At 41.0% G+C, this 22,270-nt stretch carries 21 protein-coding genes, 4 pseudogenes and 1 riboswitch; of the genes and pseudogenes, 5 read left to right on the top strand and 20 right to left on the bottom strand.

Annotated elements, in window-relative coordinates; genetic code table 11:
• Positions 1–124: 124 nt before the first annotated feature.
• The gene (locus OCV47_RS14525; RefSeq protein ID WP_262655782.1) at positions 125–760 is read left to right on the top strand and encodes a Crp/Fnr family transcriptional regulator; all 636 of its coding nucleotides are present in this window, start codon (positions 125–127) and stop codon (positions 758–760) included.
• On the opposite strand, the gene OCV47_RS14520 is transcribed toward OCV47_RS14525, so the two are convergent.
• From OCV47_RS14520 to OCV47_RS14485, 8 genes and pseudogenes are all read right to left on the bottom strand, one after another.
• On the bottom strand, positions 752–2,179 hold the full coding sequence (locus tag OCV47_RS14520; RefSeq protein ID WP_262655781.1) for a P-loop NTPase family protein: 1,428 nt from the start codon (positions 2,177–2,179) through the stop codon (positions 752–754). The genes OCV47_RS14525 and OCV47_RS14520 overlap by 9 nt on opposite strands.
• 134 nt (positions 2,180–2,313) lie before the next feature.
• Positions 2,314–3,246 (bottom strand): AEC family transporter, encoded by a 933-nt coding sequence (locus OCV47_RS14515; protein ID WP_262655780.1) that lies wholly within the window; start codon positions 3,244–3,246, stop codon positions 2,314–2,316.
• Positions 3,247–3,255: 9 nt separating this feature from the next.
• Positions 3,256–3,471 (bottom strand): annotated as a pseudogene (locus tag OCV47_RS14510) (hydrolase); the annotation flags it as partial.
• Positions 3,468–4,091, bottom strand: coding sequence for a hypothetical protein (locus OCV47_RS14505; RefSeq protein WP_262655779.1), 624 nt, complete (start codon positions 4,089–4,091; stop codon positions 3,468–3,470). The pseudogene OCV47_RS14510 and the gene OCV47_RS14505, both read right to left, overlap by 4 nt.
• 33 nt (positions 4,092–4,124) lie before the next feature.
• Positions 4,125–5,030, bottom strand: a complete 906-nt coding sequence (locus OCV47_RS14500) for a type IV pilin protein (protein WP_262655778.1) — start codon at positions 5,028–5,030, stop codon at positions 4,125–4,127.
• 105 nt (positions 5,031–5,135) lie between these two features.
• A complete protein-coding gene (locus tag OCV47_RS14495) occupies positions 5,136–6,134 on the bottom strand; it encodes a magnesium transporter CorA family protein (RefSeq protein ID WP_256299605.1) in 999 nt (332 codons plus the stop codon).
• A gap of 24 nt (positions 6,135–6,158) precedes the next feature.
• Positions 6,159–6,911 carry an HD domain-containing protein gene (locus OCV47_RS14490; protein ID WP_262655776.1) on the bottom strand — a complete coding sequence of 251 codons (753 nt, stop codon included), beginning with the start codon at positions 6,909–6,911 and terminating at the stop codon, positions 6,159–6,161.
• Positions 6,912–7,019: 108 nt separating this feature from the next.
• Entirely contained in the window at positions 7,020–8,057 is a 1,038-nt protein-coding gene (locus tag OCV47_RS14485) for a zinc-dependent alcohol dehydrogenase (RefSeq protein ID WP_262655775.1), read from the bottom strand.
• A 174-nt stretch (positions 8,058–8,231) separates the two neighbouring features.
• On the opposite strand from OCV47_RS14485, the gene OCV47_RS14480 reads away from it, so the two are divergent.
• The gene (locus tag OCV47_RS14480; RefSeq protein WP_262655774.1) at positions 8,232–9,590 is read left to right on the top strand and encodes an MATE family efflux transporter; all 1,359 of its coding nucleotides are present in this window, start codon (positions 8,232–8,234) and stop codon (positions 9,588–9,590) included.
• 153 nt (positions 9,591–9,743) lie between these two features.
• Here OCV47_RS14480 and OCV47_RS14475 read toward each other — a convergent pair whose 3' ends face one another.
• Together OCV47_RS14475 and OCV47_RS14470 are read right to left on the bottom strand one after the other, a co-directional pair.
• Positions 9,744–9,956: a hypothetical protein gene (locus OCV47_RS14475; protein WP_262655773.1), complete on the bottom strand. Its 213-nt coding sequence runs from the start codon at positions 9,954–9,956 to the stop codon at positions 9,744–9,746.
• Positions 9,957–9,994: 38 nt separating this feature from the next.
• A complete protein-coding gene (locus OCV47_RS14470) occupies positions 9,995–10,945 on the bottom strand; it encodes a PDDEXK nuclease domain-containing protein (protein ID WP_262655772.1) in 951 nt (316 codons plus the stop codon).
• A gap of 136 nt (positions 10,946–11,081) precedes the next feature.
• Between OCV47_RS14470 and tnpA the strand changes: the two genes are divergently transcribed.
• The 3 genes from tnpA to tnpC all read left to right on the top strand — a co-directional run bounded on the left by tnpA (position 11,082) and on the right by tnpC (position 13,856).
• Positions 11,082–11,465 (top strand): IS66 family insertion sequence element accessory protein TnpA, encoded by a 384-nt coding sequence (gene tnpA / locus OCV47_RS14465; protein WP_262655771.1) that lies wholly within the window; start codon positions 11,082–11,084, stop codon positions 11,463–11,465.
• Positions 11,459–11,818: an IS66 family insertion sequence element accessory protein TnpB gene (gene tnpB / locus OCV47_RS14460; protein ID WP_262655769.1), complete on the top strand. Its 360-nt coding sequence runs from the start codon at positions 11,459–11,461 to the stop codon at positions 11,816–11,818. Before tnpA ends, tnpB begins: the two co-directional genes overlap by 7 nt.
• A 310-nt stretch (positions 11,819–12,128) precedes the next feature.
• Positions 12,129–13,856 (top strand): IS66 family transposase, encoded by a 1,728-nt coding sequence (gene tnpC / locus OCV47_RS14455; RefSeq protein ID WP_262655768.1) that lies wholly within the window; start codon positions 12,129–12,131, stop codon positions 13,854–13,856.
• Positions 13,857–13,992: 136 nt separating this feature from the next.
• Here tnpC and OCV47_RS14450 read toward each other — a convergent pair whose 3' ends face one another.
• From OCV47_RS14450 to OCV47_RS14405, 10 genes and pseudogenes are all read right to left on the bottom strand, one after another.
• Positions 13,993–15,234: an IS256 family transposase gene (locus OCV47_RS14450; protein ID WP_008369914.1), complete on the bottom strand. Its 1,242-nt coding sequence runs from the start codon at positions 15,232–15,234 to the stop codon at positions 13,993–13,995.
• 507 nt (positions 15,235–15,741) lie between these two features.
• A complete protein-coding gene (locus tag OCV47_RS14445) occupies positions 15,742–16,635 on the bottom strand; it encodes a hypothetical protein (RefSeq protein WP_262655767.1) in 894 nt (297 codons plus the stop codon).
• 6 nt (positions 16,636–16,641) lie between these two features.
• Positions 16,642–16,983, bottom strand: a pseudogene (locus OCV47_RS14440) (nucleotide pyrophosphohydrolase).
• Between the two features lie 66 nt (positions 16,984–17,049).
• A complete protein-coding gene (locus OCV47_RS14435) occupies positions 17,050–17,592 on the bottom strand; it encodes an LOG family protein (protein WP_262655766.1) in 543 nt (180 codons plus the stop codon).
• Between the two features lie 16 nt (positions 17,593–17,608).
• The gene (locus tag OCV47_RS14430; protein ID WP_262655765.1) at positions 17,609–18,196 is read right to left on the bottom strand and encodes a DUF1294 domain-containing protein; all 588 of its coding nucleotides are present in this window, start codon (positions 18,194–18,196) and stop codon (positions 17,609–17,611) included.
• Positions 18,197–18,418: 222 nt separating this feature from the next.
• Positions 18,419–18,477: riboswitch (cyclic di-GMP riboswitch) on the bottom strand.
• An 80-nt stretch (positions 18,478–18,557) separates the two neighbouring features.
• The gene (locus tag OCV47_RS14425; RefSeq protein ID WP_262655764.1) at positions 18,558–19,295 is read right to left on the bottom strand and encodes a LytR/AlgR family response regulator transcription factor; all 738 of its coding nucleotides are present in this window, start codon (positions 19,293–19,295) and stop codon (positions 18,558–18,560) included.
• 174 nt (positions 19,296–19,469) lie between these two features.
• Positions 19,470–19,967, bottom strand: coding sequence for a hypothetical protein (locus tag OCV47_RS14420; protein WP_262655763.1), 498 nt, complete (start codon positions 19,965–19,967; stop codon positions 19,470–19,472).
• Positions 19,964–20,260, bottom strand: a complete 297-nt coding sequence (locus OCV47_RS14415) for a hypothetical protein (protein ID WP_262655762.1) — start codon at positions 20,258–20,260, stop codon at positions 19,964–19,966. The genes OCV47_RS14420 and OCV47_RS14415 overlap by 4 nt, the downstream gene beginning before the upstream one ends.
• A gap of 119 nt (positions 20,261–20,379) precedes the next feature.
• Positions 20,380–22,044 (bottom strand): annotated as a pseudogene (locus OCV47_RS14410) (hybrid sensor histidine kinase/response regulator); the annotation flags it as partial.
• Between the two features lie 38 nt (positions 22,045–22,082).
• Positions 22,083–22,270 (bottom strand): annotated as a pseudogene (locus OCV47_RS14405) (hypothetical protein); the annotation flags it as partial.

The following is a 22,270-nucleotide window of genomic DNA, read 5'->3' as shown; positions in this document are numbered from 1 at the left end:
AACAGATGAGATTGGAAATTTCTGTTGCAAAAATCACAAAATAGTTTTTATTTTCAAAAAATGTGATATACTTTATTCAGTATCTTCAGAAATACAGTTAACTCGCCCAAAGGAGAAAACTTCTATGTCTCAGATTACACTTTTCACTGATATTCTTCCCGAAGAACAGGAAAGAATGCGTGTCTGTTTTCAGACAAAAGAGATGATTTTTCAAAATGGAGAAACGATCATGGAATACTCACATTCCATGAATGAGATCGGCCTGATTCTTTCCGGCCGTGCTGTACTATACTGCTGTGATGAAGCAGGCAATCAGTATCTGATCGATGAATTGAAAAAAGATGCAGTTTTTGGAGAACCGTTCCTTCTTCCGGCTGATTCTCAGCACTATTATGTCAATGCGGAAGAAGAAACAAAAGTCATGTTTATTGATTATAAGCATGTTATTAAGCGATGTGAGAATGCCTGTCATCATCACAGTCAGATGGTGAGCAATCTTCTGCAGATGACAGCCTTGCAGTCCCGGCAGCAGATGAATCGTATCTATGTACTGTCCAGATCTACCACACGAGAAAAGATTCTCGCCTATCTGAAAAGTCTTTCTGCTGAAGCACATAGTCAGGACTTACGACTCCCTATGTCCTATACCGCTTTGGCTCAGTATCTCAGCGTCGATCGCAGCGCCATGACAAGAGAATTAAAATGTCTGGAAAAAGAAGGCGTGTTGAAAAAAGAAGGACGGAATATTTATCTACACTAACTCCAATAATACTTCATACACTTTCTCATTCCTCATCACTACTAATACCAGTCTTTCTTTAGCCTGATTCAGTATATGAAATAGTCTTCTTACATCTGACATCTCCTGTTTTCCTACTCTTTCATATCTTAGATATCCCTTTTCATCATAATAATACCGTTCATCCAGAACCACTGCCAGCCGCTCTGCATCTCTCACTGCCATACCTTTCATCTCAGAACAGGTCAGTCTTCTCTGATACCCTTGCATATCATACCCCTGCAACAGATTTTCTGCTTCTTTTTCGTTGTTCGCATAAACCACTTCGATATGAGGATAGCTTCTGTGACATTTGTTACGTGGCAAATGTATCATACTCTGAATAAACGAAGACAATTCTGCATTAGTCCGGATACGGTTGGTCAAACGAAATGTCTGTACTTCCGGTAGACTTTTCAATATTCTGACTGCATTTTCTCCCAGTTCTTCCGGTGCTATCATATCCTCGCAGTCACTGGAAAATATCATTGGATATTCCATATTTTGTTCCAGCAAAATCTTCAATTTATCTGGAGACAATAGATGTGCTTCATCAATCAGAACTGCATGATATGTACTAAAATCCATTCCTTTTTCTATCTGATTATCTGGCAAAAAAACGATCCTGCGTAGCCGTTCATGCAACAGTTCCCATTTTTTACCATTTTCTCCGCAGTGAATCATACAAACTGACTGCCTGTTAGACAACTTCATGGCTATATCATACAAAAGCAATGTCTTTCCAGTTCCCGGTAATCCACTGAACCAGAAATACTGTCCTTCTTTTATTTTGATTTTCCTTAAAATCTGACGTTCAATATCTCTCTGCTGGGAAGTCAAAAAATACTCTTTTCTAAGAAAACGATCCGGTTCTGCCAATGGAGATATAAGATATAATTCCGCCTGAAAAAGATCTTCAATATTGCCTTCATAGTCATTGCCGTCTTTTTGCAAATCAGCACAAAGTTCTCCCCAATCCGCATCTACAATACGATCATGATTTGTCAAACGTACCAACCGATTTTGACTGCTAATATAGGTATAAGAACGAATCTGCCTGCCAAGAGCTGTCAGATAATAACGATTCTGTATCAGTTGCTTTCGGATAGCTTCCTCTGATACTGCACCACTTTTTAGTTCTATATTTACAATCTGCTCATCCGTAATCTGAAGAAGATCAAATTCTTTTCCAAGTCTCGGAATCTGAAATGAATAAAATAGACGGAGTTTGTACACCTCAGACATATGTTTTTCCAGATGATTTACCAACTCTTTCATACTGGATAATTCCCATTCTCTGATATTTAACGAATATTCCCTGCCCGATAAATGCTGCTCCATCTTCTGTAACTGTTTTATATTCTGATTTCTTGTAATTGCATAGATTGATACTGATATCATAACTTCCACCACCGTTTTGCCTTCTTATAAAACAGTTATTATACTTCTTTACTCCAACACGCTTTCCCAATGTTCACTTTCATAAGCTTCAAAACTGCCTCCCAGTACGTTACAGAGCACAAAGATCTTTATCACTATATCACTATCTGGAATAGATAGATCATCACCGGCATGGTCACTACTGACAGCAGTGTGGTCAGCACATACAGGGAACTGGAATGCGCCGCATCACTGTCATACAGCTGTGCCATTGATGTCACCGCAGCACAGGCCGGTGTAATGGATGCCAGATATACGATCATCAGCACATTTTTTGCATTTGCAAGATTAGAAAACAAATAGATGCCTTTCATTAATGGTAACACCAGCATTGGATAAATCAGCAGACGTGACACTGTCGGCAGATAATTTCGTTTTCTGGTAAATACAGTCTTCAACGGTATATCTGCAATGACCATTCCAGCCAGGAGCATTCCCAGCGGACCCATCAGATTGCTCATCCGGTTCAGTACATTCTGCGCTCCATCCGGAAGCTGAATGTGTAATGCAAACAATATAATTCCGATTATAATTGAGATAATATTGATGTTGCCAACGATCTTCTTCCAGTCTATCTTCTGTTCTCCACAAAGCAGGCTCTTACAATGCGTCCACAGCAGTATGATCTGAACCATAATAAAGGCACTGGTATAGATCACATATTCCTGACCAAACAATTTTTGCACCAGTGGAATCACCAGTATGCTGGCATTTGTGTAAATCATGGTAGTACATTCAATGACATTCAGATGCAGCGGTTTTCGCAGTACCGCCGTCACTGCCAGATATAGAATATGTACCGCTGCCGCCGCTATACAGGCTAATACCAATCCTTTTTGCACTTCCGGCGTGGCATCAATCTGAAACGCATTAATGATCATGCATGGAGTGGCCAGGTACACAATAATCACAGAAAAACTTTTACTGTCTGAACCTTTCAGAATTCCCAGTTTTACAATCAGATACCCCATAATCATGATTGCAAATAATTCCAGAATTCCCTTCATCAATAAGAAACTAAGTTGCATATTTTTCTCTCATCCTTCTGCTTTCATCTCAGCGTTTATCGTATCTTCGCTTGCCGCCATGGCTTCCAGTGTCATAGTTAAGAGCCTGGTCAGTTCCCATCCCAGCTGATCTGCACCTCTCTGAATGACTTCTCTGGAACAGCCTGCTGCAAAGCCTTTGCTCTTGTATTTTTTCTTCAGGGATTTCAGATCCATATCTTTGGTACTTTTTGACGGGCGCATCATTCTCTTTCCTGATCCTGAGATATCTCTTCCGCTTCTACAATCTCTTTTGGTGGCAGCGCCGCCAGCAGTTCCATATGCTTGCGATACATTTTCATAATCTCTGCCTTGAATCCAGTTACATCCATCAGAATACGATCATATTCGTGCTGCAGACTGTCACAGCGAAGTTCTGCTTCTGATGTCACACGCAAAGCTTCTGCTTTTGCATCTTCCACCATTTTCTTTCCTTCTTCTTCCTGCTGCTTTTTATCCTGACGGGCTTTCTCCCTGATATCCATTGCCTTCTGCTGTGCTTCTACAATGACAATCTCACTCATTCGCTGAGCATTTAAGATCGCATCCTGAATGGTTTTCGGATCAGCACCTTCCGCCTCCATCCGATTGCGGTACTCTTCATATTCCCGTTTCAGATCCTCATATTTTTTCTCAGCCCCATCTAAACGTTTCTGCTGATCTTCAATCTCCGATCTTTGTTCTTGAAGTTCTTCTTCCAGCTTTTTCTGCTGCTTTTCCTGTTCTTCTAATTCTATCTTTACCCGCGTCACATAAGCATCTACATCAGACTTCTGGTAGCCCATAAATGCTGTGCGGAACTTGATATCCTCTGTTTCTACACTCATACACTTTTCCTTCCTGTTCTGTATTTTCCTATATTACTTTTTCAAATAGCTGTATTTCTCCTCTTTTAATACCTTCTGGTATGCATCATATGTCTCTTTTAAAGTATTATATTCCTGTCCATTTTGCTTACTGGAATTAATAAGATTCACATAATCTCCGGGGGTCAGGTGCTGAGATATCGCAACATATTCTTTTTCTTTCACTGTCCTGCTTCCAGTTGTTGTTTCTGTAATATAATACTTACCGTTACTTGTCTGCATAATGACCGGTATCTTTTTTCCGGCTCCTACTTCGTTTGTATTAAAAGATGTCCATGCCAGATATCTTTTTGTTTCCTCTTTTCCACTTCCCCAATAGGCCCAGGTACCATTTTTTAATAAGCTATTCTCCTTGATTGTCTTTTCTATCTCTGGTACATAACTGGATTCCGGGCATCTGGAATCAAACTCAAAATTATTATTTTTTTTCAATTCATCACGCTCTAAAAGTTTACTGTCATTTAATGCATCAAACAGATTTTCCCTGATATTAAAATCATAAGATGCTTCCCCTCTTGTACCACTCCATTTAAATACTATATCAAAATTATCCTGGTCAAGGTATACTTCACACGTTCCCTTTGGTTCCGGTACTCCAATCCATTGATCTGTATCTCCCTCACTTTTATAGTGAGTCACATCTCCAATTGTTACAGGATCCCATGACTGCCAGTCTTTTATTTGCTGTTTCAATTTCACATATACTCTCTTATCCACATTTCCCAGAATGACTTCTGTCATAACTTCTGCATAAGCAGTCCTGACATTAGCAAGATCAGTTGCCTCTCTGCTTTTTTCTAACTGTTTATTGAACATGGGAATCGCGATAGCTACCAGAACCGCAATGATTGCAACTACAATTAATAATTCCGCCAACGTGAACCCTTTTCTTTTTCTCATTTATACACAACTCCATATCTATATACTTTACACTATCTTTTTAAGTATACTCAAAAAACTCTTATTCCGCAATCTGGAATAAGAGTTTTTCGAAATCAATCTGATTTATAAAATTTTTCGTTTCTTGAAGATAATGATAATCACAGCAACTACCACAAGACTCAGTCCTATCACAAAAGGGTAGCCGTGGGTCAGTTCCGGCATATTATCAAAGTTCATACCATACCAGCCTGTGATCAGGGTCAGTGGGAAGAAAATGGTAGATATAATAGTCAGGAACTCCATGTTGTCGTTCTGGTGCTCTGCCACTTTTCCCTGATAAGTATCTCGAACCTGTCCAATGTAATCCAGCAGATACATGGTCCGGCCCATGAGACGATCGGCCCGGTCAGAAATGGTACCAAAGTAAGACAGGTTTTTTCCTGAAAAGAAATTATTTTCATTTTCCTCCAGCTGCTTTCCAAAGTCATTCATTTCGTCATAATATTCTCTCAGTATCAGAAGTTCTTTTCGAAGTAATGCAATCTCTTCGGTAACCTCATCCAGATCTCCTTCATTAATCTCTTCTTCTATGCCCATGATCTTTTTTTCATATCTTCCCAGATTATCCAGATCCTCATCCATAAACTTTGCACAGAAATTATACAGGAAACGTTCCCTGCTCTGTCCGGGTTTGGTTCTGCTGGCTATGATCCGCTTAATGATTTTTTCTGCAAAGTCCTCATCATCGATAATCACGATATTCTTACGGTTTGCGAAAAAATACATCCGGATCTTCTCTCCCAGTACATCATTGCGCCTTGGAATATGAAGGTTTCCACAGATACACTTCTGCTGTGACTCCACTTTACAGAATTCAATATCATCCAGATCAATATCACCTTCATAAGAAATACCGGCAATCTCCAGAGCCTGCAATGCCGTATCAGATTCGGAGACAAACACTGCACGAAGTTCCTTTTTCTGCTTCTGTTCCATCGTGCTTTCCGGATTCATCTGTTTTTCCAGTTTTTTACGCTCTTTTAATTCTGCTTTCATTTCCAGATATTCGTCAATGGATGATTTCATAATTGACTTTTTCAAAATATATACTTTTATTGCCATCGATTCTCCCTCTTTATCAGCATACTACTTCAGGTATCTCTGCATTTCTTCCCTGATCTGTCCAAATTGCTCCAGCGTCTTTGGATTCTTACTTTCAAAATGCATCATACGATCCAGGTAGCCCTGTTTTCTTACAATCTTACGACTTTCCGGATATACCAGCTCAAAGGTAAGACAAATATGCCCCACCACATGATCTACCGGCGTCTTTTTCACACTGCGCAGCACCGTATGATGTTCTTTGACCGCATCCATCACTTCCGGTGTCACCATGCTTTGCCGCAGATCTTCTGTAGTCACATTGTAAATATCTTCCAGCGGTGTTTCCAGATTCACCCGTAAAATATCCAGCTTGTCCGCATCCCTTAAGATCTGGCAAAATGGATCTTCTTTTAAGCTGTCAGGCAGCCGGTATGCGCTGTGCCAGTATATGGCATCTCGAATCCGCTCATGCCAGTCTGTTTTATCCAGGAATCGGAAAATCAACTTTTTCTCTCCAAAAAGGAGCTCCGCTCCAAACTTCGCATGATCCACCGATTCTGCATCTATAAATGTATGAAACCTGTGAACCTGCTCAAATCTTCCGATATCATGGAGCATGCCACAGATCCAGGCTGCGGTAATCTCTTCTTCAGACATAGACAGACTCCGGGCAATCCTTTCACATAAATCGGCCACTTTATAAGTATGCTCTATTTTCAATCGAATCTTCGGATCCGCTGTATCATAATGGCTCACATATTTTTCAAATTCTAACTGTACCCTTTGTCTGTTCATTTTCTTCTCCATGATTCTGCATTTTATTTCTTGTCTTAGTATACTTAAAAAACTCCCGCACTGCAATGCAGAACGAGAGTTTTCATAGCGAAACGGGAGGATGTTTTTCTAAAACCGAATTGCGATCTTTCCGATATTCTTCTTTGCTTTAAAGTATTCGATTGCCTCTACACTGTCTTTAAAATCAAACACGTCCGATATATAATTGGAACCCTTTAATACGCCCTGCTTTATAAGCGCTATGATTTCATCATGTACCTCTGCTTCTTCTGCCTTTGACGGCCACTGGGCAAATCGCAGATTAAAACAAAACGGTGCTTCTTCCCAGTTAATCAGATATTCACTTTTAGCCGTCTCACCATAGATACATACGTCGCCAAAGTTCTTCACCAGTTTCAGATTCTGATTGATCAATGCCGGCACCCCAGCTGCATCCAGAATCATATCTGCTTTCTCAGGAAGGATTTTTAACACTTCTTCTGATACATCACATTGGTCAAAATTCAGTGTATGGTCAGCGCCACATTTTCTCGCTGATTCCAGCTTTTTCTCCGTGTGATCCACACAAATAATCGGAGAAAGTCCCATGTATTTTGCCAGAGTAATAAATACCAGACCTACCGGACCTACGCCATAGAGCACCAGACTTTTTCCCTTCTGAAAGCCAAGACGCTTCATCGTAGAATACACTTCTCGATACGTGACAATCATAGCCGCTTCCACATCATCCAATTCCTCAGGGATCTTCTTCTGTCCCAGATTGCCCTCTGTCAGCACGCCGTCTCCCACAGTATGTCCGTCTTCCATCATTGCCTCAGCGTCACCAATGACCGCATACTCTGCAAAGGCACCCCAAGTAGAATAGAATTCTTCTCCATCATCCAGAAATGGAAGAACTATCTTATCTCCTACAGTGAAATTTTTCACTTTGCTCCCGATTGCTTCCACACGGCCAATTCCCTCATGGCCAAGCACAGTCGGATAATTATGAAATCCTTTTAGTTTGTCATAAATGATTTCTTTATCCGTACCACATAATGCACCGGCGGTCATTCGTACCAACGCCTGATACTCTCCAATCTCCGGTTTCTTCATTTCTTCCAGACTTGCATGTCCATCTTTCCAAATTACCAGACCCTTCATCATGATCCTATCCTCCTGCTGCTTTTTACAGTACAATATCAAAACATATTTTCACTTTACCACTCAATAACTAAGATCACAAGCATTTTTGATTCTTCTTTTTCCGTTTACTTTCCATCTCTGATCATGTATCATAGAGATGTTGAATTATATGAATGTGAGGAATTGGATAATCTTATGAGTCACACAAATGATCTTGGGCGGGATGAGATTCCCAGTCTGGTAGTAAGGCTGGCCATCCCAACCATGCTGGCACAGCTGGTTAATGTATTATATTCCATCGTAGACCGTATGTATATCGGTACCGGTGTTGGTGATCTGGCACTGGCAGGCGTAGGAATCTGCGCACCGATTGTCACTCTGTTAGCTTCTTTTGGTTCTATGGTCGGTCAGGGCGGGGCGCCTATTATGGCTATGAAAATGGGAAGTGGCAATGAAAAAGAAGCCCACCAGGTATTGAACAACGGATTTTTGATGCTGCTGGTTCTGTCAGCAGTGCTGACCAGTATCTTTCTGCTCAGCAAAAATAAGCTGCTCATGTGGTTCGGCGCCAGCGATGCTACTTTTTCTTATGCCAATACTTATGTCACAATTTATACTGCCGGAACTTTCTTTGCCTTAATCTCCGGTGGTATGAATAGTTTTCTGATTGCTCAGGGATTTTCCGGTCTCGGTATGGCGACAGTGGTGATCGGAGCAGTCCTGAATATCCTTCTGGATCCGCTCTTTATCTTCGTCTTCCATATGGGCGTTGCCGGTGCTGCCATTGCCACGGTCATCTCCCAGATCGTCTCCTGCCTGTTCGTCCTTGGCTGCCTGCTCAGTAAACGGATGCCTGTACGCCTTGGATGGGGCGATTTTCATTTACGCATGATGAAACGGATCGTTACGTTTGGTTTTTCTCCGTTCCTCATTCTTGCCAGTGACAGTATTCTGCTCATTGTTCTGAATACTGTGCTGCAGCGTTATGGTGGACCAGGAGAAGGCGATACACTGGTCACCTGTGCAACCATTGTGCAGAGTTATCTCTTGCTCATTACCATGCCTATGGGTGGCATCACCCTTGGCAGCCAGCCGGTTGTCAGCTTTAACTATGGAAAAGGTGACGCAGAGCGAATCAAAAAAGCGATTCTGTGCATCACCGGACTATGCGTTTCCTTCTGTATTTTTATGACCATCGTGACCTGGACCGTATCCCCGGTCTATGTACAGCTTTTCACAGAAGATCCTGAGATCTTAAGCCGTTCTGTCACTTACATCAAACGGTTCACTTTTATGATTATCCCTCTGGCGGTACAGTATCCGCTGGTAGATGAGACCACTGCCCTTGGAAAAGTAAAGCTGGCACTCTTCTGCTCCGCCTTTCGGAAGTTCGTCTTCCTTATCGGACTGATTTTGTTGCCTGCTCTGCTCACTGCAGATGCCGCGTTCTTTTCCGAACCGGTAGCCGACGTGGTATCTGCCACCGTAACCAGCTGCCTTTTCTTCCACTTCTTTCCGAAGATTCTGAAAGAGAGGGAACGCCTTACGATTTAAACGGCGTTCCCACCTCAATCAGATTCCCATCTGGGTCATATCAACTTGCAATCATAATCTTTTATTTTAAGTCCATATTCCTTTCTTGATTCTGGGTATGTTTTAATATAGCTTTTCTGGTCTTTATTATACTTTGTCACTACTCTGGTCTGCTCATATAGATTGATACAATGCTAACTGATATCCATCAGCAGTATATCCATACAAAAAATGATCCGGTGATTTTAAGTCTTGTTTCATTAGACCTGCAAAAATACCAGCACCTTTTGAAATAAAATAAAAGATTTTATCTTGAACATAAAAATATATTTTTTCCTTATCTTGAATGATAAACCCTGTAAAATTGTCAGTATTTCTTTGAATCATTTTTCATATCCTCATCTATTAATTATTTTCTAAAACTCTCAATCCTGTTGAGAGTTTTTCACTTCTTCCTCTGCCATGTCATACAATTCAGCCAGTTTTCTCTGCAGGATGCTCTTATCAATCAATTTTGTCTTATACTCAGCGATCATTGTCTGAGATAAACTTCTGCTTAAAGAATATTCCACAACATCTGTGTCTGCATTTTTGCAAAGAATCATTCCAACACTCGGATTCTCTTGTGGTTTCTTAACATCTCTGTCTAATGCTTCCAGGTAAAAATCCATCTTGCCCATATACTCAGGCTTAAAATCATCAATCTTTAAATCAATTGCAACCAGACACTGAAGCTCTCTATGATAGAAAAGAAGATCTACATAATAATCATTATTTCCAACCTGAACGTGATACTCTTCATCAATGAAAAGAAAATCTCTGCCAAATTCCAAGAGAAATTTCTTCATATTTTTCAAAATTGCTTTTTTCAGGTCATACTCTTTATATGGTTCCGGAAGATCCAGAAATTCCAGCATATACATATCTCGAAGCACACCTGTCATATCTTTGCTCTCAATTGCTGATGGAGCCTTTCCATTTGATAAAATCAGACGCTCATAATATCCACTATCAATCTGTCGTGCCAGCTCTTTTGCCTTATATTTCTCCTTAGAAGCCAGTTTTAGATAGAATTCTTTTTCTTCATAGCTTTTAGTTTTTGAAATAATATGCATATTATTTGACCATGTATTTTCTCTCAACAGCGTTGAGAGTTCTGGCCTGTCCTTATATGTTTCATAAAACTGTTTCATTCTCCAAATATTCTGTGATGAATAGCCTCGGATGCCAGGCTCTCTGCTAAGGATATATTCTGACAATGCTTTAACTGTAGATTTTCCCCAGCCATTTACTTCGATTTGCTTTGAAACATACTCCCCAATAGCCCAATAGTATGCGATGAATAACCCACCGTTTAGACAGTTTCCTTTTTTCATGAGATAATTCTCTCATGGAGTGGAGTTTATATACATCTTCTATGTTACTTTACTATTCGGACCATTTTACTTCACATCATTAGGGTCCAGTGTAAAAAAACACTCCAAATATTTTTAGAATTAGGAGTGATTTACTTTGAAAAGACATCCGCGTCGATCTGATGAAGAATGGCTGGATATTATCCATGAATGTCGTACCAGCGGCCTTCCGGATAAAACCTGGTGTGAAGAGCATCATATCCAGCCAAGCAAGTTTTATTATCATATACGCCGCCTGCGAGCCAAGGCATGTGAGATCACAGAACGAAAGGATACGCTTCCACAAAAACAGGAAGTTGTTCCGGTTTCTTTTGCAGAGCAGGAATTCTGTATCCCGCCAACCCAGACAGCAGGTGGTGAGGGGGAGCATCCTGATACTGTCATCACAATCCGGATGAATGGAATCCAGCTTGATATCTCAAACAGAGCAGCCAGGGAAACGATCGCAAATACGGTCTCTGTGCTGCGGGCATTATGTTAGGCGACATCTCCGGTGTATCAAAAATTTTCCTGATCACCGGAAGAACCGACATGAGAAAGAGTTTTGATGGTTTGATGGCGATCATCCGCGACACCTATCAGCTGGATCCATATGCCAATGCTGTCTATCTGTTCTGCGGAAGGGACAGCCGTAAAATCAAAGCCCTTTACTTTGACAAAACAGGATTCGTCCTGATGCAGAAAAGGCTGGATGGAACCGGACGTTTCCAGTGGCCGAGGACTGCTTCCGAAGCAAGGCTACTTTCCAGGCAGGAATTCCGGTGGCTTATGGAAGGCCTTTCCATCGACCAGCCAAAGGCAATCAGGGCTGGTGGGCGGAAGAAAGATTTTTAACCTTTGTGCAAAACAGAGATTTTATAAATTTTCATTTCTGTTCCAGGTCAAAGACAATAGGCATTTATCCACCGTCCGCATCCTGCGGTTTTTGGATTTGTGGATGTTCCCACCCCAGGGACGGCTCTGATTTTTTATCTGTGGATAACTTTCATGAAAAAAAGCAAAGTGGCATGATATTTACAGCTTTTTGCCTTTTTTCAGGAAAGTTATCCCCCGTCATAATGACGAAGCGAAAATCCCGCTGGTTTGCGCCCATCTTTCTTTTCCTTTATAATAAAGATAAGAAAGAAAAGGACGGATAAAGCCAATGCCTGTAAATCCTGAGGATATGATCCAGCTGCTTATGAAAACAAATGCGGAGCAGGAAGAACGCCTGAAAGAAAAGGACCAGACGATCTCTGACCTGCGTTCCACTGTTGACGAACTCCGCAGCACGGTGACAGATCTTAGAAGTACCATTGCAAACCTGAATGAAACCCTGGATGAGTTTAAGAGAAAGTTTTTTGGTACTTCCAGCGAAAAAGTAAAGAAGGAAAGATCCGTGGATCTGTCTGAACAGGATACAGAGCCAGAAGAAACTGTCGTGGTCAAAGAACATACACGTACCAGAAAAAAGAAATCCGTACGTGGTGATCTGTATGCCTTGCTCCCTATCCGGGATATCAGATGTGACGTACCGGAATCGGAACGTTTCTGCCCGGACTGCGATGCGCCTATGGAACATCTTGGGTACAAAACTGTCCGTGAGGAACTGAGGATCACCCCTGCGAAGGTAGAACGTGTCAGGTATCTTCAGGAGACCCTGGTCTGTCCGGCCTGCCGCGAGGAGGACGATACAACGATCCGGGCAGCCAAAACACCAGCTGCCTTACTTCCCCATAGTCCGGCATCACCGGATATGGTGGCAATGGTCATGTACCAGAAAAGCTGTCTGTATCTTCCCTTCTATCGCCAGGAAAAAGACTGGTTCCAGAAAGGAGTCCCTCTTCCACGGGAAACAGCAGCACACTGGTATAACTACTGTGCGCTGGAATACTTTGCCCCCATATATGAGGCACTTCACCAGGAACTTTTAGGCCGGGAAGTGATCCATGCGGATGAGGTACCATGCCAGGTCCTTCATGAAGAAGGGAAGGAAGCCACCTCAAAATCTTATATGTGGATCTATCTGAGTGGAAGCGATGGGCTTCCGGGAATCGTGCTTTATGATTACCGGCCCGGCAGAGGCGGGGAAAACCCGATCGAATTCCTGTCCGGATTCAAAGGGCTGCTGCACTGTGACGGTTACTCCGCATACGGAAGGATCGAAGATGTGGTCCTGGTATGCTGCCTGGCACATTGCCGCAGGAAGTTTTATGAAGCTGTCCCGGCAGGAGGCCGGAAAAAGCTGAAGCTTCTGGATATCAATTCAGAAGAGAAACTGAAAGAGCCTTCTGCCGGAAGGTCAGATGACAACGGCCTTCTTCCGGCAGAAAAAGGAGTAGCTTTCTGCAACCGTCTGTTTTTCCTGGAACGCTGCTATAAGGAACTTCCTGCAGAGGAACGGAAGCAGAAACGCCAGGAAAAGGAACCGGAAATATGGAATGAATTCTGGTCATGGCTGGGAACCCTGAATCCGACAGGCGGAAGCAAACTTGAAAAAGCAGTAAACTATGCCTTCAACCACAAAGAAACACTGATGAACTATCTTCTTGATGGAAGATGTGAGATTTCAAACAACGCAGCGGAACGGAGGGCAAAGTCTTACGCAACAGCCAGGAAGAACTTTCTGTTTCATGATACGGTTGATGGTGCAAATGCAAGCGCAATCGTCATGAGCCTGATTGAAACAGCCAAGGCAAACAACCTGAACATTTATCAATACCTCTACACACTCTTGCTGTATATGCCGGACTATAAAAATGAGCCCGCAGGCATAAAACAGCTGATGCCGTGGAGTGAATTCATAAAGGAAAACTGTTCAGGAATAACAGATACAGAAAAAATACTACCTGAAAATCGAGGGGACCTTGAGACTGTGAGAAAAAGTCTGTAAATAAGATTCTTCTATGATATGCAAGGGTGGCAAGCCTGAAAATCAGGCTTCTCACCCTTGTTTTATATATAACAGTTGTTGAATGGCATGTCAAGAGCAGGCGGTTTTCCGCCCGTCTTATTCGCCTGTTTATTCGTTACTCTGGGAGGCGTCCTTCGTACATAATACTCAGTTCACCATACACCTGTGCCCAGTTGCGGATCGTACTGGTCCATTTCTTCGTAGCTTCAAATGTGGCAAGATACAGTGCCTTTAATAGAGCTGTATCGCTTGGAAATACGCTTCTCTGGCGATTCAGTTTCCGGTAGGTAGAATTCAGGGATTCAATAGCATTTGTAGTATAAATCACCGTTCTGACCGTCGTTGAAAATTTAAAGATCGGCGAGATTGCGTCCCAGTTATCCTTCCAGCGCTTCATGGAATTCGGATATTTCGGTGTCCATTTTTCTGTTACACGCTCTAAGGCTGCCAGAGCTTTCTTTTCATCTGTGGCCTGATAAATGGTTTTCAGATCCGTAGCGAAGGCTTTTCTGTCTTTATCCGGGACATATTTCAACGTGTTTCTTACCTGGTGTACAATACAGCGCTGGTATTCCGTCTTTGGAAAAGCTGCTGCGATCGCTTCTTTGATTCCGGTTAAACCATCGGCACAGATGATTAATACATCTTTGACACCACGATTTTTCAGTTCATTCATAACGGAAAGCCAGTATTTTGCGCTTTCGTTATCGCCAACACTGATGGTTAAAACTTCTTTTTTTCCTTCCGTGTTGATTCCCAGAATCACGTAAGCAGCAAGTTTTCGGATCACGCCATTATCCCTTACAGAATAATGGATTGCATCAATGTAGAGAATGGGATAGACCTCGTCCAGTGGCCGGTTCTGCCAGTCTTCGATCTGTGGCAGGATCTTATCAGTCACATCAGAAATAAAGCTTTCAGAAGTTTCAAAGCCATAAATATCTTCGATGGTTTCGGAAATCTGCCGGGTAGTCATTCCTTTGGCATACATGGAAATGATCTTCTGATCAATATCGGAAATATCTTTCTGACGTTTTTTCACAACCTGTGGTTCAAACGTTGATTTGCGATCCTGTGGCACTTCGATTTCCATCGAGCCATACCGGCTGTTGACCTGTTTCCGCTTATAACCATTGCGATAATCATCATTATCTGAGCGTTCGGATTTTTCGTAACCAAGATGATCATCCATTTCAGCTTCCATCATTTCCTTAATGGTGCCGCCTAAAAGATCCTTGAGCGCATCCTGAATGTCTTCTGCAGACTGGATATCGTACTCTTCCAGGAGCTGATGGATGATGTTTCGTTTTCCTTCTGTCATTTGTACACGATGTACAGGTTTCTTTTGTCTTGCCATAATAAAAGGCCCTCCTAATGATATTTATTGTATCATAGAAGAACCTTATAAACATTATTTTACAGAAAAAGTTTCATACTCTCGGGACCTTCCTATCTGAGGTCTCCTGGGAGTCGTACACGGGTGGTTATTCATCGCTTACGCCCAATATAATTCAATGATTGTAGAATTAACCTGATATTCCGCTTTCTGCTTTGCAGAATAGATCATTCCAAGCACATCATCAAATAATCCTACATTTTCCATTTCATTCATGCTTTATTTTCCCCTCTGTTCTACAATCTCTTCTGCTTCTTCGTTTGGTACATTTAGTTTCATTAGTAATGCAATCCGTATCAATTGCGCAATGACTTCATCCAACAATTATTATCAACCATATCTTTACACTTAAGGTATAACTTTTTGTCAATTTAATGTCTTCAATTCCATTCTTTTAGTCATGCTATATGTACAATCATTGATACAGAAATTTTTCATCATCTCATTAATAATTATTCGAATCGTATATTATGGATTCCTCTTAAAATTACCAACTGGTATGGATTTTGAAGTCATCTCTTTTAATATTCGATTTTCTTTTTTCAATATATCAATTACTTCATTTTTCCACATAGAAATCATTTCGTTTGGATTCGAAACGGCATCTACCGCTTGTATATTTTTATCATCAACATCCTTAATAACATAAAAAATCCATCCGTCCATTCGTTTATCACCATGCTTTATTATTTCTGGTTTTTCCTTTATTGCCAGTTGAATTTCATTGCGATATTTTTCTACACTGACACATATTTTTTCTAAAAATTTTTTATATATTCTAAAAATGGAACAAGTGTATGAACATACTGTACTTTCAAAATCCAACATAGGACCTTCTGCGCAATCATGATTTTTATGTATAAATTTTATAAAATCCTCAACTTCTTTTCTCAATGTATTATTAAACTCATAGTGTGGGGTATTATAAATTTGCATAAGATCAAATTTAGGGCGATTCTCTATTATACTAACCGGAATATGTCCATGTTGAGAATAATTTCTCAATCGTATTAAAAATTTATATGAAAAACTATTGTCATATTCTTTACTAATAAATAGACGCTCTTCTTTCCCATAATTTTTTTCTATACATAAGCTCATTGAATCTGCAATAGTCTTTCCAGCTCCTATTAAGCTTATAAGATATGCATTGATTCCTATTTTATTATTATACCAAGTAGCTTTTTTCAATTGGTCAAGACTGTACATAAAAATTTCATACCATTGATGTATTTCTTGAATATGCCTTGTAATTTCAACATAGTCGATTATTACTTTCAGCTCTTCTTCTGTTCCTTCAAGATAATTCTCTATATTGTCCAAATTTTCTTCAGTAGCTTTAAAATATCGTTCTGTATCCATTCTTTGTCACCCCAACTTCAATTCCGTATATTTTTCTTTACTTCCATATACTTTTTCTACTGGATATTTTTCGTTATTCTGTTTCACATTTTTCTGTATGATTTCGTCCATATCCAGTCCACATGCATCTGCCATCAATATACAATAATTAAGCACATCTTCCAGTTCTTCCCGGATTTTATCCATCTTTTCTTCGCAGACAGTATCTGATCCGCTCCACTGGAATACTTCTAATAATTCTGCTGCTTCCAGACTGATGGATATAGCCAGATTCTTTGGATTATGGAACTGTTTCCAGTCTCTGTCATCTCTGAATTTTAGTACTTAATCAATCGTTTCCTGCGTCACTGTTTTTCTCCTTTAAGCAACTTCTGTAAAACTTATAACAAAAAAGAACTCTCTTATCCTTATCTCTCATTTTCTTTCTGTCTCTATAATCCTTTTAATCTCTCCCAGGTTCTCCGCAAAGTATATTCCCTCTTGCTTTTCTTCCGTTGACAGCCCCATCTCGATCATATGTACCAGCAATTCTTTCAGGCTGTCATAATATCCATTGAGATTGTACAAGATACACGGCGCATCCAGATGTTTCAATGACAACTTTGACATAACCTCTGTGATTTCTTCCAAAGTGCCTGTTCCGCCTGGAAATGCGATAAATGCATCTCCCAGTTCGATCATCCTGGTTTTGCGTTCTGTCATATCTTTGGTTACGATCAGCCTGGTAATGGCATCGTACTCGAATCCTGCATCAATGAAAAACTGCGGTTCTACGCCTGTGACTTCACCGCCTGCCGCTAATACGCTCTCTGCCAGTTTTCCCATCAGTCCTGACTTTGAGCCGCCATATACCAGTGCATGACCGCTCTCTCCAATCCATGTACCCAGTTCTCTGACCGCTTCTGTCAGTGTATGATCGTTTCCTTCCAATGCTCCAAGATATACTGTAATATTCATTTTTTTCCTCCCAAACTTACCATCCTGTATTCATGGCATAAAATAGTGCCAACACCTGCATCACCATCATCAGTGGCACTCCCACCGTGAAGTAATTCTTCTTTGTCTTATGTCGCAGGAGATAGATTCCAGGCAATGCTCCTACCGAACCACCGGCAAATGCCATTCCCAGTAAGGTTATAATTCGGATTCTTGATTTATTCCTGACAGCCCGATACTTGTCGATGGCAAAAAATAAGAATGTAACGATATTGATGACTCCCAGATAAATCGTCAATATTTTATGTTTTTCCAGAAAGGCATTCACATCCAGATTCCAGGCATCCGTCTTCTGCCCTCTGAACAGCAAAAACAAAATCACCTGAATCACCAACATACAGATAATCCATACTCTGGACATCATATTTTCTTTTACAGCTTTCCGATCAAATAACAGGACTGCGGCCAGCATGCCTGCTGCCCCGCCTGCCAGAGAAATCAGATAGATCAGAATGTTGATCTGTTTTCCCTTTGTATGAGTTCTCAGCATATAATTCAAAAAATATACCAGAAAACCTACAACATTTACAATTATCAGATAATATACCATTGTTTCTAAATTCATCTTTCTTCCGCCTTCATCAAATATATCTTCCCATCAGTGTTTGCGAACTCTGACAACATTATAGCACAAAATGAAAGTGACATGGTGAACTGATTGAAATGTTTCTAAGGACAAAAAAGAAACACCAGCTTTTATAGTCAGTGCCTGCCATACGTTTATATTGATTCTGAAAAACTCCTGTGGCAAATCCACAGGAGTTCTCGTCATGTTCTTTACTCAAGATTCCTTAGCCCCTTCTGGCTTTACGTCCCGATTTTTCAACCGGTTTGCCTTTGACATATTCGGATTATAGCACGTTTTGATGCCATTTTCATTTTTTACAAAAATGTTGATTTATAAAGTAAAAATGATATTCTTTATTCTAATTCCTGTTATTTTCCTCTCCTGAAGTAAAATATTTGTTAAAAAACTGATGATAACGTTCTATCGTTTCTGTTCGTCTGCGCACACTGATTGGTATCTTCTTTCCATTGGTCATATATACTTCCTTCTGGATGTCTGCAATGTAAGCCATATTTACCAGATAACTCTGATGGCACTGCAGAAAAGACTCGCCGCCGATTCTCTCTTTTAGTGTGCTGATCTTCTCTATAGTACTGATCGTACTTCCATCAACAAGAAAAAATGTAGCTTTATGAGCTACCCCTTCTATATACATAATATCACTGGTAAATGGGTAACGATACTGTTTTCCGCATTTCACTTCAACCCGTTTCTTCAGTTCCATCCAGAAGACATGATTAAGCAGTGTAACCAGCTTCTTCATTCCCACCGGCTTTACCATATACCCCACAGCTCCGACTTCGTAGCCATCAACCGCATACTCTGTCGTGCCTGTCAGAAATACGATTTCAGTATCACAGTGCAGCTCCCGGAGTTTTTTAGCTGTATCCATTCCATTAATCCCAGGCATATAGATATCCAGGAAGATCAGTTCCACATGACACTCGTCTTCCTCAATATCCGCAATCAGTTGTTCTCCACAGCTATATTCTGTCAGTTCTACCTGCTGTTGTATCTCGCAACAGTATTCTTTCAGCATCTCTGCAATTATCAGCCTTTCAATTTCGTTATCATCACATATGGCGATCCGTTTCATTAGTCATCTCTCCCTGCTTTTGCATATTTTCCAGAGTGACACTCCATTTAGTATAAACAGCAGCTTATCAACCTGGATTGGCTTTGCTATATGTCCATCCATACCTGGAACTTTACCAACGATCGTATTCCGCTCTCTTGAAAAGGAATCAAACAGAGTTGGAAGAAATTTTTGTCATTGACATACTTCAAAATATCCACTGATTCCAATGTATCCATCTTTCTTTAAAGGCGACCACAATGTATGCAATTTCATTCTATACATCTGACTGTTATTCTCCACCGTCGCTTTTATCTTGGCAGAGATTTCTTTATTTTGTACCGATGTCTGATGTAACAAAACTTGAATATATTGAACATCTTCTTCCTTTACACCTAATTCTTTGAACAGATCAAAATTCAGATTATCTCTCTGACATAGTATCTGCTGTTTTCCGTTCAGGATAGTTAACTGACCTGAAATTGCATTGTAATCAATTGAGCTCATTCCACTGTTTGATTTAAAGAAATCGATCTTTTCCTGCATGACTTCATTCTTCTGCAACAGCATCATCTGCTGCTGTGGATCTGTATAGTCCTCCACAAACAGGAAAATATTTTTTGTATCTTCCCTTTCCCTCGTAAAGTCAAACTGCATGAAACGCATCTCGCCATTCAGCATAAAATTGATCATAACATGATGTGTTCTGCTGTTCCCTGTGTGATTGCTTCCATCGTCATCTGCTGTTTTATCTGATTAAGATCATCTATATCACCAGATGCATAACGCATAATTTTCTCACAGATATAATCATCAAACATCTGCTCATCTGACTCTGAAAAAATATTTTCACCATTACTCAACTTCGTATCCTGATAAAGCTTTATGCATTTTCCTGTATCCTCAAAATCAATGTACAGGATTTCTATATAATGATTTTTAAGAGCTTTTTCATATATTGCAGCCTGAACCGCTTTCTCCAACAACTGAATTCCTCCTTGTCAATCTCCCGGGTTAATAAATAATATCATACTAAGTCCACTTATCATGCTTCAATGACCTGCGTTTCGATACCTCCCGCCGGATTTTATGAAATTCCAAGAACTCACTTCAGATTATTCTGTAATGTATTAATCAATTCCTCAATAACTATTGGCTTGGATAAGAATCCATCCATGCCGCATTCCAGTGCTTTCTTTCTGTCTTCGTCAAATGCATTGGCCGTCATGGCAAGGATCGTAATTCCCGCCAGCGACGGAGCATTCAGGGCACGAATCTGTTTTGTGGCCTCATATCCATTCACTACCGGCATCTGCACATCCATCAGCACCAGATCATAATTGCCCAGTTTTGAATTTTTCACTTTCTCCACTGCCTCTGCTCCATTTTCGGCAGTATCAACCAGGAAGCCGTATTCATTTAGGATCTCCACCGCAATTTCACTGTTCAGCTCATTGTCTTCCACAAGCAACAGACTCTTTCCCCTGAAATCCAAACCTGCTGCTGGGAAGATTGTATCCTCTACATCTGCCTGTTTCTGGCCAATGGCAGTCATCAAAGTCTCCCGGATATCTGACATAAACAGAGGTTTCGCGCAAAATGCAGTCACGCCTGCTGCCCTGGCTTCCACTTCGATATCTGACCAGTCATAAGCAGTCAGGATAATGATCGGTGTATCATCACCAAGACTGCGAATCTGACGGGTAACTTCAATGCCATTCATATCCGGCAGACGCCAGTCGATGATATAAGCATGGAATGCATCCCCAAGTTCCACAGACTGACGTGCACGGAGAACAGCCTCCTTACCAGAAAGTGTCCACTCCGAACGCATTCCCACCTTCACAAGCATCTTTGTCACACTGTCACAGGTATTGAAGTCATCATCTACAACCAGTGCCTTAAGGCCTTCCAGCTCTGCAATCTTCTCTGTATGGTGCTGCTCAGGCTGAATCCGAAATGGCAGACGGACAATAAATTCAGTACCTTTGCCCTGTTCTGTCTGAACCTCAATCGTTCCACCCATCATATCCACAATATTCTTGGTAATGGCCATGCCAAGTCCTGTACCCTGAGTCCTGCTGACAGTGGAAGTCCGCTCCCGCTCAAACGGTGAAAAGATCTTCTGCACGAATTCCTGACTCATGCCGATTCCGTTATCCTTTACCCGTATCTCGTACAGTTCACTGCCTTTTTTTGTTCCAGGATACTGTCTCAGCCGGACAGAAACAGTTCCTCCTGCCGGGGTAAACTTGATTGCGTTAGATAATAAATTCAGCAGCACCTGGTTCAGCCGTGTCTTATCACAATAGACATTTTCATTTGTCACATCCATGGCATCCATATAAAGCTCCAGCTGCTTCGCATGAATCTGCCCACTGACAATTGTCTTCAGATCATGAAGCACATCTGACAGACTGACCTCCATTTCCTCCAGCTGGATCTTTCCACTCTCAATACGGCTCATATCCAGAATATCATTGATCAACGAAAGCAGATGATTGCTGGCTGAAAGGATCTTCCCCAAATAGTCCCGAACCTTTTTCTTATCATCAATATTGCTTACTGCCAGTGTCGTAAAACCGATAATTGCATTCATTGGTGTCCGGATATCGTGGGACATATTGGAAAGAAAAGTACTCTTTGCCCGGTTGGCTGTCTCTGCAGCATGAACCGCCTCTGAGAGTGCCTGATTCATTTTCCTGTCAGAAGTACGATCCGACATAACCAGGATGTATTTCTTTTTTCCAGTTACCTCACTCCCCATGCTGTATTCACAGTCCGTGTTTCCTTCTGTATCCAATACAACCATCCACTTTCCGGATCGCTGATGCTGCATTTTTGTGTTTTCACATCTTCAGGAAGTTCTTCAGATATAGAATCTTTATCATTTCCGGTTCCACCGGATGCAGGTGGCTGGTTATCATCTTTTTTCTTTAATGGCTTTTTTCCATGTGCCAGACGATCTTTTTCAATCTCTCTATTTAATTCCTCTT

This window comes from Muricoprocola aceti, from assembly GCF_025567005.1.
In the GTDB taxonomy this organism is placed as follows: Bacteria; Bacillota; Clostridia; order Lachnospirales; family Lachnospiraceae; genus Marvinbryantia; species Marvinbryantia aceti.
This window is presented reverse-complemented; position numbering and strand designations above follow the sequence as displayed.